Raw genomic sequence first — 18,263 nt, forward strand, 5'->3', positions numbered from 1 at the left:
CCGGGCCACCCGCGCATCGGCTCGGGCCCCGTCCCCGCGCGGGTCACGCCGACCCGCGCATCAATTCTTGCTCGACTCGGCGGAGTTCGCCGCAGTCGCATGTGCTGCCCCGGAGTCCTCGTCGTCCACCGGGTCGGCCGGTTTATCGGCCGCGGCACCGGTTTCGTTGCCGTTTGCGGCGACCTTGCCGGAATCCGGCTCCCCGGCAGCCGAATCGGCGGCGGTCGAGGCGGCCGGGGCATCCGCCGCCGCAGTGCCGGCGGCAGCGTCGTCCGCCGAATCACCGGTCGCGGCACGATCACCGGAACCGGCGGCGGCCGCAGCACCGGGGGTGGCCGCATCGCCGGAACCCGCCGGGTCGCCGGAGCCGCTCGCGGCCGATTCGCTCGCGGCCGCGGCCACGGCCGAATCGACGGCGGCCGAATCCGACGCGGCGCGCCGCATCGCGCCGAACTGCCACGGCCACGGCCGCTTTCCACCGGGCGCCAGCTGCTCGGCCGTCTCCCGGCCACGGTTCGCGAACAGGAAATACGCGAGGGCGCACAGGAACACGATCACCGAGGTGTAGGAGTTGATCCGGATGCCGAAGATGTGGGTGGCGTCGTCGTCGCGCAGCAACTCCACCCAGAACCGGCCGAAGGTGTAGATCATCACGTACAGCGCGAACAGCCGCCCGTGGCCGATGCGGAACCGGCGGTCGGCCCACACCAGCAGCAGCACGCCCAGCACATTCCACACCAGCTCGTACAGGAAGGTGGGCTGGACGATCTTCTCCACCTCGCCGTTGGAGATGCCGTTCATCATGTCCGGCTGGCCGGTGGCGGAGTCGAAGCGCAGGAAGATCTTCAGCCCCCACGGCACCTCGGTGGTACGCCCGTACAACTCCTGGTTGAAATAGTTGCCCAGCCGCCCGATCGCCTGGGCCAGCAGGATCGGCGGCGCGATCGCATCACCCAAGGCGGGCAACGGAATTCGATATGCCCGGCAGCCGATCCAGGCCCCGATGCCACCGAGGAACACCGCACCCCAGATGCCGAGGCCGCCCTCCCACACCCGGAACGCGTTCATCGGATGCCCGTCGGCCCCGAAGTATTTCTGCCAGTCCGTGGCCACGTGGTACAGCCGCCCGCCGACCAGTCCGAACGGCACCGCGAACATCGCCACGTCCAGCACCGCGCCCGGTTGTCCCCCGCGCTCGCGCCACCGGCGCTCGCCCCACCAGATCGCCACGATGATGCCGACGATGATGCACACCGCATAGGCCCGTAGCGGGAACGGGCCCAGATGCCACACGCCCCGCGGCGGACTCGGAATGTAGGCCAACACCGCACCGCGCGCAGCAACACTGTCTGCCAGGACTGGAATGGTCACGCGCCCCACCGTAGCCGACGGGACCGGGCCGATGCCCGGCCGCCCGGTCAGGAGGCGACGGGAGCGGAGCGGACGCCCTCGGCGAGTTCGGCGGTGAGCGCACGCACCCGGTCCAGGCCCTCGGCGGCGGCCGAGACCAGGGCCGAGCCGACGATGACGCCGTCGGCGTAGGCGGCGATCTCGGCGGCCTGGGCGCCGCTGCGGACCCCGAGCCCCACTCCGATCGGAATATCGGAATGAGCCCGGATGCGAGCGCACAGCTCGGGCGCCATCGAGGAGACGGCGTCGCGGGCGCCGGTGACGCCCATGGTGGAGGCGGCGTAGACGAACCCGCTGCTGGCCTCGATCGTCATCGCCAGCCGCTCCTCGGTGGAGGAGGGCGCGACCAGGAAGATGCGGTCCAGATCGTGCGCCGCGGAGGCGGCGAACCAGTCGCCCGCCTCCTCGGGGATCAGATTGGGGGTGATCAGGCCCAGGCCGCCGGCGGCGGCGAGATCGCGGGCGAACCGGTCGACGCCGTAGCGCAGCACTGGATTCCAGTAGGTCATCACGACCGCCCGGCCACCGGCGTCGGCGATCGCCTGCACCACCGAGAACACGTCGCGCACCCGGACACCGCCGCGCAGCGCCTGCTCGGTGGCGGCCTGGATGGTCGGCCCGTCCATCACCGGATCGGAGTAGGCGATGCCGACTTCGATGATGTCGCAACCGGATTCGACCATCGCGGTACACGCGGCGATGGATCCGGCGAGGTCCGGGTAGCCGGCGGGCAGATAACCGATCAGAGCGGCGCGGCCCTCGGCGCGGGTGGCGGCGAAGGCGCTCTCCAGACGGCTCACTGCTGCTCCTCCTGCGGCCGGTCGAACAGCCCGAACCAGTGGGCCGCGGTGTCCATGTCCTTGTCGCCGCGGCCGGACAGACTCACCAGAATCACTGCGCCCTCGCCCAGTTCGCGGCCCAGTTGCAGCGCGCCGGCCACCGCGTGCGCGGACTCGATGGCCGGGATGATGCCCTCGGTGCGCGATAGCAGCAGCAGCGCGTCCATCGCCTCGGTATCGGTGATGGGCCGGTACTCGGCGCGGCCGATGTCCTTGAGATAGGCGTGCTCGGGGCCGACGCCCGGATAGTCGAGTCCGGCCGAGATCGAATGGGATTCGATGGTCTGACCGTCCTCGTCCTGCAACAGGTACGAGTACGCGCCCTGGAACGCGCCCGGGGTGCCGCCGGTGAAGGTGGCCGCGTGCCGGCCGGTCTCGACGCCGTCGCCTGCCGCCTCGAAGCCGACCAGCCGCACAGCCGGATCGTCGAGGAAGGCGTGGAAGATGCCGATCGCGTTGGACCCGCCGCCGACGCAGGCGGCGATCGCGTCGGGCAGCCGCCCGGACTGCTCACGCACCTGCACCCGGGCCTCCAGGCCGATCACCCGCTGGAAATCCCGCACCAGCAGCGGGAACGGGTGCGGACCGGCGGCGGTGCCGAAGCAGTAGTAGGTGTCGTCGGCGTTGGTGACCCAGTCGCGCAGCGCCTCGTTGATGGCGTCCTTCAGCGTCTGTGAGCCGGTGGTCACCGAGACCACCTCGGCGCCCAGCAGCCGCATCCGCGCCACGTTCAGCGCCTGCCGCGCGGTGTCGACCGCGCCCATGTAGATCACGCAGTCGATGCCGAACAGCGCGCACGCGGTGGCGGTGGCCACGCCGTGCTGGCCCGCTCCGGTCTCGGCGATGACCCGGGTCTTGCCCATGCGCTTGGCCAGCAGCACCTGGCCGAGCACATTGTTGATCTTGTGCGAACCGGTGTGGTTCAGATCCTCGCGCTTGAGGAAGATCCGCGCGCCCCCGGCGTGCGCGGCCAGCCGGGTGCACTCGAACACCGGCGACGGGCGGCCCGCGTAGTCGCGCTGCAACCGGTCCAGTTCGGCCAGGAAACCCGGATCGACGCGGCACTTGTCGTATTCGGCGGTGACCTCCTCGATCACCGCCATCAGCGCCTCCGGCACATGCCGGCCGCCGTACACGCCGAAGTGCCCGCCCGCGTCGGGCTCGTGGCTGCGCTGGGTGACACCCTCGCTGGCCTGGGGCAGCGCCGCGCTCTCGACGGCTCCGCTCATCGGGCGACGCCCCGGCGCAGCGGGCGCGGGCAGGACGGATGGGTTCCGGCGGTCACCAGTTCGGAGACGGCCGCGCGGGGATCGCCGCTGGTCACCAGGCTCTCGCCGACGAGCACGGCATCGGCCCCGGCGCCGGCGTAGGCCAGCAGATCGGCGGTGCCGCTGATACCGGACTCCGCGACCCGGATGACCTCGGTGGGCAGACCGGGGGCGATGCGCGCGAACACGTCGCGGTCGACCTCCAGGGTCTTGAGGTTGCGAGCGTTCACGCCGATGACCGAGGCGCCGGCCTCCAGGGCGCGGTCGGCCTCCTCCTCGGTGTGCACCTCGACCAGGGCGGTCATGCCCAGCGATTCGGTGCGGTCGATCAGGGAGGCCAGCACGTCCTGTTCCAGGGCGGCCACGATCAGCAGGATCACGTCGGCGCCGTGCGCGCGGGCCTCGTGGATCTGGTACGGGCCGACCACGAAATCCTTGCGCAGGATCGGCACGTCGACGGTCGCGCGGACCACGTCCAGGTCGGCCAGCGACCCATGGAAGCGGCGCTGCTCGGTCAGCACGCTGATGATGCGGGCCCCGCCGTCCTCGTACGACTTGGCCAGGCTCGCCGGGTCCGGGATGTCGGCCAGCGCACCCTTGGAGGGGCTGGCCCGCTTGACCTCGGCGATGACGGCGATGCCGTCCGCGTACAACGCGGCCCGGGCATCGCGCGGCGAGGGGGCCGCGGCGGCCGCCTTCTTCACAGCCTGGAAATCCAGGAGGGCTTCCCGTGCGGCCACATCCGCGCGGACCCCGTCGAGAATCGAGTCGAGGACTGTCATCTGGCTCGAATCCTTTCTGGGGAGACGGACTTGCTTCCTGAGAATCCCCAGGCGCTGTCTCACCGATGCTTGATAAAGAGTAATGGCTCTGTTCACGGCGCCGACGGCGGGGTGTTGTGCAGTCGACCAGGGCATGTCCGGGTCACCGCCGCCGGCCGGGATCGTCCTCGGTGGGATCGGCCCCGGCATCCAGGGCATCCCAGAGCACCCGTTCGGACAACGGCTGGTCGGAGGCGGGCGATGCGGTCCGTTCGGAAGCGTCATCGGCTCGATTCTGTTGCCCGGCGACCCGCTCGGCCGCCGCGGCGCGCCGGAAAACCGGGTTCTCGTACTTTCCGGACATCCGGGCGGTGGTCTCGGGCATCCGGGCCAGCATCACCCCGGCCACGAACGCGGCGAGCGCACCCACGATCGACAGCCAGACCGCAGGCCACGACGTCGTCACGTGCTCGACGACGGCGCGCGCGGGCAGATCCGCCAGCCGACCGGCCCGCTCGGCGGTCCGGCTGTGCCCGCTCACCAACGCGAACCACGGCACCGCCGCCATCGCGGCCAGCACCGCCACCACCACACCGACCAGCCGGCGCAGCCAGCCGCGGGTGGCGAACACCGCGGCGATCGCGGCCAGCAGCACCAGCGCCAGCGGGGTCAGCGCCCCGAACCAGGTGCCGCCGTCGAGCCGATGCGTCCGCGGCTCGGTGAGCCCGTCCGAGGACACCATGGTGACCCAGGTCAGCCGCGACGACGACCACAGCAGCACCGCCGCCACGGCCAGCAGCACCGCCGGGCCGACCGGATACCGGCGGGTGCCCCCGGCGGTCGCGCCGTCGCCGGGCGAGACCTCGCCGTCCGATGCCGGATCGCCCGGCCCGGACGACCCCGCGGCCGACCCGCCCGGCTGGATGCCGGCGTCCGGTAGGTCCCCGGTCCCGGGGCCCGCCGCATCCGCTCCGGAAGCGCTCACCGGGCCGTCTCGGGATCGGCGGCGAAGGCGCGGACGGTCTGGGCGGCCGCGACCGCCTTGAGCACCGCCATGGCCTTGTTGCGGGATTCCAGATCCTCGTATTCGGGGTTCGAGTCGGCGACCACGCCGGCCCCGGCCTGCACGTAGGCGGTGCCCTCCTTGAGCAGGGCGGTCCGGATCGCGATGGCGGTGTCCGCGTCGCCGGCGAAGTCGAGGTAGCCGATGATGCCGCCGTAGACGCCGCGGCGGGTCGGCTCCAGCTCCTCGATCAGCTCCATCGCGCGGACCTTCGGCGCGCCGGAGAGGGTGCCGGCCGGGAAGCACGCCTGGACCGCGTCCAGGGCGATCTTCCCGGGGGCCAGCCGTCCGGAGACCGTCGACACCAGGTGCATCACGTGGCTGTACCGCTCGACGTGCCGGTACTCGGTGACCCGCACGGTGCCCGGCAGGCAGACCCGGCCCAGATCGTTGCGGCCGAGATCGACGAGCATCAGGTGCTCGGCGTTCTCCTTCTCGTCGGCGAGCAGGCCCTTCTCCAGCAGCACGTCCTCCTCCTCGGTGCCGCCGCGCCACCGGGTGCCCGCGATCGGGTGCGTGGTCGCCACCCCCTCCTTCACGGTCACCAGCGACTCCGGGCTGGAACCGACGATGGAGAAGGCCGTCTCGCCCGCGGCGTCCGGCACGTGCAGCAGATACATGTACGGGCTGGGATTGGAGGCGCGCAGCATCCGGTAGAGATCCAGCGGGCTGCCGTCGTAGTCCATCTCGAACCGCTGCGACAGCACCACCTGGAACGCCTCGCCGGCCTCGATCTCCTTGACCAGCCGGCGCACCCCGGCGCCGTACTCGTCGGTGGTGCGCTGCCGCCGGTATTCCGGTTCGGGGCGTTCGAAGACCGAGACCGTGGATTCGGCGGGGGTGGCCAGCGCGGCGGTCATCCGGTCCAGCCGGGCGACCGCGTCGTCGTAGGCCTCGTCGACGCGCTCGTCGGTGCCGTTCCAGTTGACGGCGTTGGCGATCAGCGTGATGGCGCCCTCGTGGTGGTCGAAGGCGGCCAGGTCGGCGGCCAGCAACAGCACCATCTCCGGTAGCCGCAGATCATCGGTGGCCAGTTCGGGCAGCCGTTCCAGCCGGCGCACGATGTCGTAGCCCAGATAGCCGACCAGGCCGCCGGTCAGCGGCGGCAGTCCGGGCAGGCGTTCGGTGCGCAGTAGTTCGAGAGTCTCCCGCAGGGCGGCCAGCGGTTCGCCGCCGGCCGGGGCGCCGACGGGGGTGGCGCCCAGCCAGGCCGCCTTGCCGTCGACCACGGTGAGCGCCGACGGGCTGCCCGCGCCGATGAACGACCAGCGCGACCAGGATCGGCCGTTCTCGGCCGATTCCAGCAGAAAGGTACCCGCCCGGTCGGCGGCCAGTTTGCGATAGGCCGAGAGCGGAGTTTCGGAGTCGGCCAACACCTTTCGGGTCACCGGCACCACCCGGTGCTCGGCCGCGAGGGTGCGGAACTGGTCCCGGGTGGTCGTGTGGGGAGTCGACGCGCCGTGCATTCGCCCATCATTCCAGGACCGGGCAAGCGGGTTTCCCGCGACCCGAGGGCCAGCCGGGACCGCTGCGGCGGCGAATAACGAACGTCCGATGTTCACCCGTACGAAATCCGCCCGTACGAACTCTTGCCCGCGTCCGCGCGGGATCCTACGAGAGGAGTTCAACTCCGATGTACCCCTCGCAGCCGGTCGCACCCGAGGGTCCCCGGCGCGCCGCCGGTCGGCCGTCGCCGGACCAGGCCCGGATGACGAACGTCAGCCAGCCGCCGAACCGGTCCACCCGGTCGGCGTCCGGGAGCAGCCAGACGCCGAGCAAGCACAACGCGCTGGCCTCCTTCGTCACCTATGTCAAGGCCCTGGAGGACCTGGACCGCCGGGCCTTCCCGGACGAATTCGCCCGGCACGCCGACCGGATCAAGGAGCTGCGACCGTTCCTCAAGGCGCACGGCATCCTCGACGTGATGACCATCAAGAACCCGGAGATCGCCGCGCTGGTCGGCATCTGACGGGGGTTTTCCCGGGTACCGGGCGCCGGTCGCGCCCGGTACTGTGCTGATCATGAGGACAGGTGAGCAGGCGCCCGCGTTCGAGCTTCCCGACCAGTCCGGCACCGTCCGGTCCCTGGATTCGCTGCTGTCCGGCGGACCGCTGGTGCTGTTCTTCTATCCGGCCGCGAACACCCCGGTCTGCACCGCCGAGGCCTGCCACTTCCGGGATCTGTCCGCCGATTTCGCGGCGGTCGGCGCGAGCTGCGCCGGGATCAGCACCGACGCGGTCGACACCCAGGCCGGTTTCGCCGAGGCGCAGCGCCTGGGATACCCGCTGCTGTCGGATGTCGGCGGGGTGGTGGCCGAGCAGTTCGGCGTCAAGCGCGGGCTGCTGGGCCGGTTCATGCCGGTCAAGCGGCACACCTTCGTCATCGACACCGATCACACGGTGCTCGCGGTGATCACCGGCGAACTCAAGGCGAATGTGCACGGCGACGAGGCGCTGGCCTTCCTCACACAGCGCAACGGCTGATCCCGTACCGGCGCGACAGCCGATCCCGATACAGCGCAACGGCTGATCGGCCGCCGATCGGACACGCTCGGGTCCGGGTGGTTCTCCACCCCGCCGCGGATGCATACGCTGTTGCTATGACTTCACACAGCGTGGAGCAACCCGTCGGCGTCCGTCCCGGCGCGAATGTCTGGCGGCACCGGATCCTCGGCGCGTTGGCCTTCGTGGTCGTACTGGTCCTGGCCTATGTGCTGGTGGCGGCGTTCATCCCGCGCTGGTGGGCGCAGCGGATCGCCGGCATGTCCGGGCACGGCAGTTTCAGCCGGGGCATCTGGTCCGGACTGCTCCTCGGCGTCCTGTGCACGGCGATCCCACTGCTGCTCCTGCTGTTCGCCGCGACCGTGTGGGGCAAGCGCGGCGGCCGGTTCCTGGCCGGGGCCGCGGCGGTGGGCGCCATCGTGATCGCGCTGCCGAATCTGATGACGCTGAGCATCGTGCTCGGCGGCAGTTCCGCCGCACACGCCGGCGAGCGGGTCCTCGATGTCGACGCGCCCGGATTCCGCGGCGCCACGCTCAGCGGCGCGATCGTCGCCACACTGCTGTTCCTGCTGACCGCTTTCCTGGTGCTGCGCGGCCGGTTCCGCCTCCACCAGGCGGCCAAGCGGCAACTCGCGACACAGCGCGCGCAATCCGTCGGCACGCCGCAAGATATCGATGACACGACACGCGAATCCAAGTTTCGACACGCCGACGATGGTCACCCCAAGACCTGATGACACGTGATAGATGTCACGTCATAAACAACACTGGTGACCCACGAGCGAAATCGTGGCAAACTAAGTGTTCGCGGGTGACTGTGAATTGAAGTTTCAATTATCACTAGCTCGGCTAACGAGATCACGTCACTTGGCTGCAAGAGAGGGCACAGAGTGACGACGTGGCTGAATACCATCGAACAGCGAGCTTGGCAGATGCTCGTCGCGCTGACGACCAAACTTCCGGCTGCGATGGATACCCAGATGCAGAACGAGTCCGGGTTCACGCATTTCGAGTACCTCATCATGTCGATACTCGCCGAACAACCCGGCCATCGCCTGCAACTGAGCGATCTGGCGCAGAAGGCAAATGCATCGCTATCCAGGCTGTCGCATGTGGTGACCAAGCTGGAGCGACTCGGCTGGGTGGTGCGCGACGCGCAGACCGGCCGCCGCGGCGCTCAGGCCGTGCTGACCAACCTCGGACTCGAGCGGGTGCAGCAGGCTACTCCCGGCTACCTGGAGGCGGTACGCGGGCTGGTCTTCGAGAGTCTGACCCCGCAGCAGACCGAACAACTGGCCGAACTGGGTGAGGCGCTGATCGCCCAGCTGGACTCCGGTCTGGCCCGCGGTATCGGCCGCGCCGGCGGCCGCCCCGACGACGACAAGGGCCGGCCCACGCGGGCGCCACGACGGCGCTCGAACTCGTAGCTCCCGGACACGCGGCGGCCGGTTCGCACGCGCATCCGGCGGCCGGTTCGCGAAGTCCGCGCGGCTACCGGTCCACGTGCGCGTACGGCCCGCCGGTCAGTCGGCGAGCGCGTCCGACAGCAGCACGTCCCCGTCCCAGCAGCTGTGGTCACCCGTATGGCACGCGCCGCCGGTCTGGTCGACGACCAGCAGCACCACATCGCCGTCGCAGTCCAGCCGCACCTCGTGCACGTACTGGGTGTGGCCGGAGGTCTCACCCTTGACCCAGTACTCCTGCCGGGAGCGGGAGTAGTAGGTGGCCTTGCGGGTCGACAACGTGCGGGCCAGCGCCTCGTCGTCCATCCACGCCATCATCAGCACGTCGCCGCTGCCGCGTTCCTGCGCGATGGCGGCGACCAGTCCCGCCTCGTTGCGCTTGAGGCGGGCGGCGATGGCCGGGTCGAGGCTCATGAAAACCGTTCCGTCGTCGGGATGATCGGTGCGGGCACCGGAGGGCTCAGCGAACGACGATACCCTCGGCCCGCATGGCGTCCTTCACCTGCGGGATCGTCAGGTCGCCGAAGTGGAAGACACTCGCGGCCAGCACCGCGTCGGCGCCGGTCTGCACCGCGGGCGGGAAGTGCCCGACCCGGCCCGCGCCGCCGCTGGCGATGATCGGCACCGAGACCGCCTCCCGCACCGCCTGGATCATCGGCAGGTCGAAACCGCCCTTGGTGCCGTCGGCGTCCATCGAGTTGAGCAGGATCTCACCGACGCCCAGTTCGGCGCCGCGCGCGGCCCACTCGACGGCATCGATGCCGGTGCTGCGCTTGCCGCCGTGCGTGGTGACCTCCCAGCCCGACGGTGTCGGGGGGTTGCCCTCCGGGACCAGCCGGGCGTCCACCGACAGCACGATGCACTGCGAGCCGAAGCGCTCCGACATCTCGCGCAGGATCTCCGGATCGGCGATGGCGGCGGTGTTCACCGACACCTTGTCCGCACCGGCCCGCAGCAGCCGGTCCACGTCCTCGACCGTGCGGACGCCGCCGCCGACGGTGAGCGGGATGAAGATCTGCTCGGCGGTGCGGGTCACCACGTCGATCATGGTGGCCCGGTCGCCGGAGGAGGCGGTGACGTCGAGGAAGGTCAGTTCGTCGGCGCCCTGGGCGTCGTAGGCGGCGGCCAGCTCCACCGGGTCACCGGCGTCGCGCAGGTTCTCGAAGTTCACGCCCTTCACGACGCGGCCCGCGTCCACGTCCAGGCACGGGATCACACGGACGGCCAGACTCATCGGATCAGCCCCATCGTTGTCGTCGTCATGGTCGATGCCGGGCTGGGCTCCCCCGGACCCGCCCGGTGTGCCTCGGCTCGGTCTGCCCCGTGGATCCCGGCCCGGTCCGGCCGTCGAGTCCCGGCCCGGTCCGGCCGTCGAGTCTCCGCGCGGCCTGCCCGGCGGATCCCGGCCCGGTCCAGCAGGCGGATCACTGCTCGGCCTGCCCGTCGCGGCGGGCACGGTCCACAGCGGAGTGGATCAGTTCCAGCAGTTCCTCGTGCACCCCGGGGGCGGCGGCCAGCACCGACCCGGACTCGATCGTCCACGGCGCGCCGGCCAGGTCGGTGACCACTCCCCCGGCCGCGCGGACCAGTGCGACCCCGGCGGCGTTGTCCCAGGCGTGATGGCCGAAGACGACCGCGCCGCCCAGCACCCCGGACGCGGTGAACGCCAGGTCGATGCCGGTGGAACCGTGCATGCGCAGCCGCCCGGACAGCCGGCTCAGCGCGCCGAGCACGTCGAACCGGAACGAGCCGGGGATGCGCCCGCGCGAATCGATGTTGAACGCGCCGAAGCCGATCATCGCCTCCGACAGCCGGCCCCGGCCCAGCGGTGGCACCGGCCGGCCGTCGACCAGCACCGGACCACCGACCATCGCCGCGTAGGTGTGGCCGAGCAGCGGCAGCCAGGTCAGCCCGAGCACCGGTTCGCCCTCACGGACCAGCGCCAGCAGCATGCCGGACAGCGGATGCCCGGACGAATAGTTGAAAGTACCGTCGATCGGGTCGAGCACCCAGGCGGTGCCGGTGGTCAGCTCCGGACCGCCGAACTCCTCACCGTGCACCGGGATGCCGGTGCGCTCGGTCAGCAGCTGCGAGAGGGTGCGTTCCAGCTCCAGATCGAACTCGGTCGCGAAATCGCCCTGCCCCTTCACCACCGCGCTCGGGGCGCCGATGCCCGCCACGAAGCGAGGGGCGACGGAATCCAGGGCCTCGCTCGCCGTGGCCAGCAGCCCGGTGAGGTCGGCGGTCGCAGCGACGGTGGTCATCGGCGGCGTCAGCGCACCGCGGCCAGCGCGTCGGGCAGCGTGAACCGCCCCGCGTACAGGGCCTTGCCGACGATCGCGCCCTCCACGCCCTCGTCCACCAGACCGGCGATGGCCCGCAGGTCGTCCAGGGTGGAGACGCCGCCCGAGGCGATGACCGGGGATTCGGTGGCGTTGGCGACCTCGCGCAGCAGATCCAGATTGGGGCCGGTGAGGGTGCCGTCCTTGGTGACGTCGGTGACCACGTAGCGGCCGCAGCCGTCGCGCTCGAGCCGCTCCAGCACCTCCCACAGATCGCCGCCGTCGCTGACCCAGCCGCGCCCGCGCAGCCGGTACTCGCCGTCGATGAGCTTGACGTCCAGGCCGACGGCGATCCGATCGCCGTATTCGCCGAGAGCGCGGGCGCACCACTGCGGATCCTCCAGCGCGGCGGTGCCGAGGTTGACCCGGGCACAGCCGGTGGCCAGCGCGGCCTTCAGGGAATCGTCGTCGCGGATACCGCCGGACAGCTCGACCTTCACGTCCAGCTCGCCGACCACCCGGGCCAGCAGTTCCCGGTTGGAGCCCTTGCCGAACGCGGCGTCGAGATCGACCAGATGCACCCACTCGGCGCCGTCGTTCTGCCAGGCCAGGGCCGCATCGCGCGGGGAACCGTAGCTGGTCTCGCTGCCGGCCTCTCCCTGCACGAGGCGCACGGCCTCACCATTGGCGACATCGACGGCGGGTAGCAGCACGAGACTCACGAAAGCATCCTATTGGTTACCATCACTCGGCCGTTCGTCGGCCCGGCACCGCGCGACACCGGCCACCGTCCCGCGGCTCGACAGCGCCGCAGCCCTCGGACGCTCGCCACCGACAGGGTGGAACCCTCCACTCGACGGCACCACGAAATCCCACCAGCGCCCGCACTGCCCACCGCGCCGCGACTTCCGCCGCCACGGACAGACCCTGCTCGACACGCCGCGCAGGACACGCAGGGACGCCCGGCCGAGGCGACCGGCGGGAGCGATAGGGTTTGCGGCAGGCCCGGAGGGGAACCCGGACAACGGGGGTGGGGCGCCGGAGCGGACGTCCGATCCTCAGCGTGCCCCGGGCGCCGGGACCGTGCGGTCAGCATTCGCCGAACCAGCAAGAGGTGACTTGTGTCTCGGATTGCCTTGCAGCGCTGTGCATTCAGGCTGCGTTCCCGGTCGGCGCTCGCAGTGCCGGCGCTCGCGCCCGCACTGGTCGTCGCCGGGCTGTCACCGGTGGTGGCCGGGATGTTCGCGCCCGGCGTCGCCACCGCGACCGCGCCCACCGACCCGGTCCAGCTGGCCGCCTGCGATTTCGGCCGGCAGCTGGCCACCTACGACTACGCCGCCTACGACGACTACGACCAGCGGGTACTCGACCGGTCCACCGGCGCGTTCCGTGACCAGTTCCAGAGTTCGGCGGCCGACCGGCGGCAACACGTGTTGTCCGCGCACACCCGTGCGGAGGCGGTGGTGGTCGAATGCCGTACCGACACCGCCGATCCCGGGCACGCCGACGCGGTGGTCTCGGTCGACCAGAGCACCCGCAGCGACGCCACGTTCGGCCTGCCGCAGCCCAGCCGCACCGTCATGCGGGTGACCTTCGACAATGTCGGCGGCCGCTGGCTCGCGGTCCGGGTCGACCCGGTGTAGTCCGAACACCCGATACCTCTCCGGTAAGGCGTTCGATAGCACCCCGGTAAGGTCGGCGCTGCGATCCGAACCTGGTTCGCACGCAACGACGATCGAGGGCATCGTGTATCGAGCCATGCTTCCGGCCACCCTGCTGGTGGCCGCGTCCGCCGGTCTCGTCGTGCCCGCCACCGCAACGGCGGACGACGACCGAGCCCGGACCGCGGCCTGCGACTTCGGCCGCGAGGTCACCAATTACGACTACAGCGAGATCGAAGGCTATTTCCAGCGGGTACTGGACCGGACCACCGGCGGCTTCCACGACAACTTCCGCGACGCCCTGCCCACCCTGCGCACCAAACTCGCCGGGCTGCACGCCCATTCCAACGGCAATGTGGTGGAGTGCACCAGCGGCGCCGGCGACGACGCGCAGCAGGCCGCCCGCCTGGTGGTGAACCAGACGGTCGTCACCGACGAAACCGGCCGCGAACCGCGCGCCGGGGTGTGGGCCTTCGCCCTGACCCTGAACCGGGTGGGCGACAGCTGGCTGGTCAGTGACCTTCAGAACACCGAGTAGCGCCGACCGGTCCGCCTCGCGTCCACGCGAGCGAACCGGCCCTACCCGACACGAGACAACCTGCGCCGCAACGAATGTGCTCGCTCGCTAGAGCGCGGACACCCAGTTGCGGAGCAGGTGGGCGCCCGCGTCGCCGGACTTCTCCGGATGGAACTGGGTGGCCGACAGCGGGCCGTTCTCGACGGCGGCGAGGAAGCGGCCACCGTAGTCGCACCAGGTGAGTTTCGCCGGGGCGATGGTGCCGTTGTCCTCCCACTCCCAGGTCTGGGCGGCGTAGGAGTGCACGAAGTAGAAGCGGGTGTCCGCGTCCAGGCCGGCGAACAGCACGCTGTCGGCGGGCGCCTGCACGGTGTTCCAGCCCATGTGCGGCAGCACGGGCGCGTGCAGCCGCTCGACCACGCCCGGCCATTCGGCGCAGCCCTCGGTCTCGACGCCGAATTCGACGCCGCGATCGAAGAGGATCTGCATGCCGACGCAGATGCCCAGTACCGGCCGGCCCCCGGCCAGGCGCTTGCCGATGATGCGCTCGCCGCGCACCGACAGCAGGCCGCTCATGCAGGCGGCGTACGCGCCGACGCCGGGCACCACCAGCCCGTCGGCCTCCAGCGCCACATCGGGATCGGCGGTGACGGTGACCTCGGCGCCGGCGCGGACCAGCGCGCGGTGCGCGGAGTGCAGGTTGCCGGAACCGTAGTCCAGCAACGCGATCCGAGGGGTGCTCACAACGTTCCCTTCGTCGACGGTACGCCGGTCACCCGTGGATCCGGTTCGACGGCGGCGCGCAGCGCCCGGGCGACGGCCTTGAACTCGGCCTCGGTGATGTGGTGCTGGTCGCGGCCGTACAGCACCCGCACGTGCAGGGCGATGCGGGCGTTCAGCGCGATCGACTCGAACACGTGCCGGTTCAGCACCGTCGAGTAGGGCGCGCCCGGGACGCCGCCCCGGCCGCCGACCGGCGAACCGGGAATCACGGTGTGCAGCAAGTGTTCCGGCTCACCGGTGTGCACGCAGTAGGGCCGGCCGGAGACGTCGACGGCGGCGTGGGCCAGCGTCTCGTCCATCGGGATGTAGGCGTCGCCGAAGCGCCGGATGCCGCGCTTGTCGCCCAGTGCGCTGCCCAGCGCCTGGCCGAGCACGATCGCGGTGTCCTCGACGGTGTGGTGGGCCTCGATCTCGATATCGCCCTCGGCCCGCACCCCCAGGTCGAAACCGGCGTGCGCGCCGAGCGCGGTGAGCATGTGGTCGTAGAACGGGATGCCGGTGCTGATCTCGGTCTGCCCGGTGCCGTCGAGGTTCAGCTCGACGACGATGCTGGATTCCTTGGTGGTCCGCTCCACCCGGGCGATACGGTCCGCGCTCATCGGCCGACCAGCTCGGTGGCCGCCAGTTTCGCGCTGACGCGCAGGAATTCGTCGTTCTCGGCGGCCAGGCCGATGGTGACCCGCAGATAGGCCGGGATGCCGACGTCGCGGATCAGCACCCCCTCGTCGAGATAGCGCCGCCACGCGGCCGGGGCGTCGGCGAACCGGCCGAACAGCAGGAAGTTCGCGTCACTGGGCGCGACCTCGAAGTCCAACGCGCGCAACGCCGCTGCCACCCGCTCGCGCTGCGCCGCCAGTTCCGCGACGCTGCCCAGGGTTTCGTCGGCGTGCCGCAGGGCCGCGCGGGCGGCCGCCTGGGTGACCACCGACAGGTGGTAGGGCAACCGCACCAGCAGCATCGCGTCGATCACCGCGGGGGCCGCGGCCAGATAGCCCAACCGGCCGCCGGCGAAGGCGAACGCCTTCGACATGGTCCGCGACACCACGAGTTTCGCCGGATACCGGTCGATCAGCTCGATGGCGCTGGGGGCGTCGGAGAATTCGGCGTACGCCTCGTCGACGACCACGATGCCCGGCGCCGCGTCCAGGATCCGGATCAGCTCCGGCGGCGCAATGCTGTGCCCGGTGGGGTTGTTCGGGCTGGTCACGAACACCACGTCGGGGCGGCGTTCGGCAATGCAGGCCAGCGCGTGGTCGATGTCCAGCGCGAAGTCTCCGCCGCGCTTGGCCTCGATCCATTCGGTGTCGATGCTCTCGGAGATGATCGGGTGCATCGAGTAGGAGGGCACGAAACCCATGGCGCTGCGGCCGGATCCGCCGAACGCCTGCAACAGCTGTTGCAGGATCTCGTTGGAGCCGTTGGCGGCCCACACGTTCGACACGTCCAGCTCGACCCCGGTCTGCCGGGTCAGGTAGGCGGCCAGGTCGGTGCGCAGCGCGACCGCGTCGCGGTCCGGATAGCGGTGCAGGTCGGTGGCGGCGGCGCGGATCGACTCCGCCACGTCGTCGATCAGGCCGCGGCTGGGCGGGTGCGGGTTCTCGTTGGTGTTCAGCTGGACCGGCACCGTCAATTGCGGTGCGCCGTACGGACTCTTGCCGCGCAGGTTCTCCCGCAGCGGCAGATCGTCCAGGGAGATGCCGCTGCCCGGCACGTTCACGGTCTTCGTCATCGTCTCGTCGTTCCTCGTCTCGCGCCGGCTGCCGGCGTCATCGCAATGCCTCGAAGCGCGCCTGGACGGCCTGTCCGTGCGCGGGCAGATCCTCCGCGTTCGCCAGTGCGACCACATGCCCGGCGACATCCTTCAGCGCCGCCTCGCTGTACTCGACGACGTGGATGCCACGCAGGAAGGTCTGCACGCTCAGGCCCGAGGAGTGCCGGGCACAGCCGGCGGTGGGCAGCACATGGTTGGAGCCGGCGCAGTAGTCGCCGAGGCTGACCGGCGACCAGGCGCCGACGAACACCGCCCCCGCGCTGCGCACCCGGGCCGCCACCGCGGCCGCGTCGGCGGTCTGGATCTCCAGGTGCTCGGCGGCGTAGGCGTTGACCACCCGCAGGCCTTGGTCGATGTCGTCGACCAGGACGACGCCGGACTGGGCGCCGGTCAGCGCCGAGGTGACCCGCTCCCGGTGCTTGACCACCGCCAGCTGCGCGGTGAGGGCGGCGTCGACCGCGTCGGCGAGCGCCGCGCTGTCGGTGACCAGCACGCTGGCCGCCAGCACGTCGTGCTCGGCCTGGCTGATCAGGTCGGCGGCCACGTGCACCGGATCGGCCGTGGCGTCGGCGAGGATCGCGATCTCGGTGGGCCCGGCCTCGGCGTCGATGCCGACCAGGCCGCGGCACAGCCGCTTGGCGGCGGTGACGTAGATGTTGCCCGGTCCGGTGATCATGTCGACCGGCAGCAGCGCCTCGCCGGTGGTGTCGGTGCCGCCGTAGGACAGCAGCGCCACGGCCTGCGCGCCGCCGACGGCCCACACCTCCTCGACGCCGAGCAGCCGCGCGGCGGCCAGGATGGTCGGATGCGGCAGCCCGCCGAACTGCGCCTGCGGCGGCGAGGCCACCACCAGCGACTCGACCCCGGCGGTCTGCGCGGGCACCACGTTCATCACGACCGAGGACGGGTAGACAGCGTTGCCGCCGGGCACGTAGAGGCCCACCCGCTCGACCGGCACCCAGCGCTCGGTGACGGTGCCGCCGGGCACCACCTCGGTGGTGGTGTCGGTGCGCCGCTGATCGGCGTGCACCAGGCGGGTGCGGGTGATGGCGATCTCCAGGGCCGCGCGCACCGCCGGATCCAGCTCGGCCAGCGCCCGCTCCAGCTCGGCGGCGGGCACCCGGACGGCATCCGGGGTGACACCGTCGAATTTCGCGCTGAACTCCTGCGCCGCCTCGACGCCCCGATCGCGGATCGCCTCCACGACCGGCCGCACGTGATGCAGCACCGAGTCGACGTCGACTCCCCCACGCGGCAGCGCGGTACGCAGCTCGGCGGTGGTGGGAGTGCGACCGCGCAGATCGACGCGGGCGAGCTCGATGCGGGATGTCATAGCGGTGCGGAGTCCTTGTCTGTGCTGGTCATCACATCGAAGGCCGGACGGCCTCGGACCGGCTACCAGCCTATCGGGTGCGCGCCAGCCGATTTTCGCCGCCCGACCCGGGCATGAACCGCGGCCCGTCGCTGTTGATCCTCGCGGTAAGCAACCACTATCCCTTCGCGGAGGCACGACGTGACCGAAATTCCCGAGCAGGTGCGGGATCTGCTGGAACGGCCGATCTACGCCAGCCTGGGCACCACCAGGCCGGACGGCTCCCCCCAGGTGAACCCGATGTGGTTCGTCTGGGACGGTGAGTTCGTCTGGTTCACCCACACCAATGCCCGGCAGAAGTTCCGCAATCTCGCCAAGGAGCCGCGGGTCTCCATCTCGATCTTCGATCCGGACAATCCGTACCGCTACCTCGAGCTGCGGGGCACGATCGATCACATCGATCCCGATCCGACGGCGGCGCTGTACAGCCGGCTGTCCGAGCGCTACGGGGGTGGTCCGGTGGTCCCGCCGGACGCGGAGCAGCGGGTGGCGATCGCGGTCCGGCCCACCGGGGTCTCCGGTAACCTGCGCCCGCGCGACTGAGCCGACCAGGCGAGGCGGCGGATCCTCGT

21 protein-coding genes are annotated in these 18,263 nt (G+C 71.0%); 7 read left to right on the forward strand and 14 right to left on the reverse strand.

Translation table 11 applies throughout. The features are described 5' to 3' along the window. Positions 1-60 precede the first annotated feature (60 nt). From lgt to LBW94_RS22330, 6 genes are all read right to left on the reverse strand, one after another. Positions 61-1,371, reverse strand: coding sequence for a prolipoprotein diacylglyceryl transferase (gene lgt, locus LBW94_RS22305; protein WP_266271822.1), 1,311 nt, complete (start codon positions 1,369-1,371; stop codon positions 61-63). A gap of 47 nt (positions 1,372-1,418) precedes the next feature. After that, positions 1,419-2,210 carry a tryptophan synthase subunit alpha gene (trpA, locus tag LBW94_RS22310; protein ID WP_225052996.1) on the reverse strand — a complete coding sequence of 264 codons (792 nt, stop codon included), beginning with the start codon at positions 2,208-2,210 and terminating at the stop codon, positions 1,419-1,421. Then, positions 2,207-3,478: a tryptophan synthase subunit beta gene (gene trpB / locus LBW94_RS22315; protein ID WP_225052997.1), complete on the reverse strand. Its 1,272-nt coding sequence runs from the start codon at positions 3,476-3,478 to the stop codon at positions 2,207-2,209. The genes trpA and trpB overlap by 4 nt, the downstream gene beginning before the upstream one ends. Further along, complete coding sequence (trpC, locus tag LBW94_RS22320; RefSeq protein ID WP_225052999.1) at positions 3,475-4,299, reverse strand: indole-3-glycerol phosphate synthase TrpC; 825 nt, start codon at positions 4,297-4,299, stop codon at positions 3,475-3,477. The genes trpB and trpC overlap by 4 nt, the downstream gene beginning before the upstream one ends. Positions 4,300-4,441: 142 nt before the next feature. Further along, complete coding sequence (locus tag LBW94_RS22325; RefSeq protein WP_225053001.1) at positions 4,442-5,263, reverse strand: TIGR02234 family membrane protein; 822 nt, start codon at positions 5,261-5,263, stop codon at positions 4,442-4,444. Further along, entirely contained in the window at positions 5,260-6,807 is a 1,548-nt protein-coding gene (locus LBW94_RS22330) for an anthranilate synthase component I (RefSeq protein ID WP_225053003.1), read from the reverse strand. The genes LBW94_RS22325 and LBW94_RS22330 overlap by 4 nt, the downstream gene beginning before the upstream one ends. A 167-nt stretch (positions 6,808-6,974) precedes the next feature. Between LBW94_RS22330 and LBW94_RS22335 the strand changes: the two genes are divergently transcribed. The 4 genes from LBW94_RS22335 (at position 6,975) to LBW94_RS22350 (ending at position 9,269) form a co-directional block, all read left to right on the forward strand. After that, positions 6,975-7,310: a hypothetical protein gene (locus tag LBW94_RS22335; RefSeq protein ID WP_225053004.1), complete on the forward strand. Its 336-nt coding sequence runs from the start codon at positions 6,975-6,977 to the stop codon at positions 7,308-7,310. Positions 7,311-7,362: 52 nt separating this feature from the next. Beyond that, entirely contained in the window at positions 7,363-7,824 is a 462-nt protein-coding gene (locus tag LBW94_RS22340) for a peroxiredoxin (protein ID WP_225053006.1), read from the forward strand. A 116-nt stretch (positions 7,825-7,940) separates the two neighbouring features. Next, positions 7,941-8,576, forward strand: coding sequence for a permease (locus LBW94_RS22345; RefSeq protein ID WP_225053008.1), 636 nt, complete (start codon positions 7,941-7,943; stop codon positions 8,574-8,576). Positions 8,577-8,774: 198 nt separating this feature from the next. After that, entirely contained in the window at positions 8,775-9,269 is a 495-nt protein-coding gene (locus tag LBW94_RS22350) for a MarR family winged helix-turn-helix transcriptional regulator (RefSeq protein ID WP_225053272.1), read from the forward strand. Between the two features lie 96 nt (positions 9,270-9,365). On the opposite strand, the gene hisI is transcribed toward LBW94_RS22350, so the two are convergent. The 4 genes from hisI to priA all read right to left on the reverse strand — a co-directional run bounded on the left by hisI (position 9,366) and on the right by priA (position 12,309). Then, positions 9,366-9,719, reverse strand: a complete 354-nt coding sequence (hisI, locus tag LBW94_RS22355; RefSeq protein WP_225053010.1) for a phosphoribosyl-AMP cyclohydrolase — start codon at positions 9,717-9,719, stop codon at positions 9,366-9,368. 46 nt (positions 9,720-9,765) lie between these two features. After that, positions 9,766-10,539: an imidazole glycerol phosphate synthase subunit HisF gene (gene hisF / locus LBW94_RS22360; RefSeq protein WP_225053011.1), complete on the reverse strand. Its 774-nt coding sequence runs from the start codon at positions 10,537-10,539 to the stop codon at positions 9,766-9,768. Between the two features lie 190 nt (positions 10,540-10,729). After that, positions 10,730-11,569, reverse strand: coding sequence for an inositol monophosphatase family protein (locus LBW94_RS22365; RefSeq protein WP_225053013.1), 840 nt, complete (start codon positions 11,567-11,569; stop codon positions 10,730-10,732). An 8-nt stretch (positions 11,570-11,577) separates the two neighbouring features. Next, on the reverse strand, positions 11,578-12,309 hold the full coding sequence (gene priA / locus LBW94_RS22370; RefSeq protein ID WP_225053015.1) for a bifunctional 1-(5-phosphoribosyl)-5-((5-phosphoribosylamino)methylideneamino)imidazole-4-carboxamide isomerase/phosphoribosylanthranilate isomerase PriA: 732 nt from the start codon (positions 12,307-12,309) through the stop codon (positions 11,578-11,580). 459 nt (positions 12,310-12,768) lie between these two features. Here priA and LBW94_RS22375 point away from each other — a divergent pair, with 459 nt between their 5' ends. Beyond that, the gene (locus LBW94_RS22375; protein ID WP_225053016.1) at positions 12,769-13,230 is read left to right on the forward strand and encodes a hypothetical protein; all 462 of its coding nucleotides are present in this window, start codon (positions 12,769-12,771) and stop codon (positions 13,228-13,230) included. 103 nt (positions 13,231-13,333) lie between these two features. Beyond that, complete coding sequence (locus LBW94_RS22380; RefSeq protein ID WP_225053018.1) at positions 13,334-13,786, forward strand: hypothetical protein; 453 nt, start codon at positions 13,334-13,336, stop codon at positions 13,784-13,786. 87 nt (positions 13,787-13,873) lie between these two features. Here LBW94_RS22380 and hisH read toward each other — a convergent pair whose 3' ends face one another. Genes hisH through hisD form a run of 4 tightly spaced genes read right to left on the reverse strand, consistent with a single transcriptional unit; the run spans position 13,874 to position 17,652 of the window. Next, entirely contained in the window at positions 13,874-14,509 is a 636-nt protein-coding gene (gene hisH, locus LBW94_RS22385; protein WP_225053019.1) for an imidazole glycerol phosphate synthase subunit HisH, read from the reverse strand. After that, positions 14,506-15,147 (reverse strand): imidazoleglycerol-phosphate dehydratase HisB, encoded by a 642-nt coding sequence (hisB, locus tag LBW94_RS22390; protein WP_225053021.1) that lies wholly within the window; start codon positions 15,145-15,147, stop codon positions 14,506-14,508. The genes hisH and hisB overlap by 4 nt, the downstream gene beginning before the upstream one ends. After that, complete coding sequence (locus LBW94_RS22395; RefSeq protein WP_225053022.1) at positions 15,144-16,277, reverse strand: histidinol-phosphate transaminase; 1,134 nt, start codon at positions 16,275-16,277, stop codon at positions 15,144-15,146. Before LBW94_RS22395 ends, hisB begins: the two co-directional genes overlap by 4 nt. A gap of 37 nt (positions 16,278-16,314) precedes the next feature. Next, positions 16,315-17,652, reverse strand: coding sequence for a histidinol dehydrogenase (gene hisD / locus LBW94_RS22400; protein ID WP_225053024.1), 1,338 nt, complete (start codon positions 17,650-17,652; stop codon positions 16,315-16,317). A 180-nt stretch (positions 17,653-17,832) separates the two neighbouring features. Between hisD and LBW94_RS22405 the strand changes: the two genes are divergently transcribed. After that, complete coding sequence (locus LBW94_RS22405) at positions 17,833-18,234, forward strand: PPOX class F420-dependent oxidoreductase (protein WP_225053025.1); 402 nt, start codon at positions 17,833-17,835, stop codon at positions 18,232-18,234. Positions 18,235-18,263: the final 29 nt, after the last annotated feature.

Source organism: Nocardia sp. alder85J, from assembly GCF_020176955.2.
Classification (GTDB): domain Bacteria; phylum Actinomycetota; class Actinomycetes; order Mycobacteriales; family Mycobacteriaceae; genus Nocardia.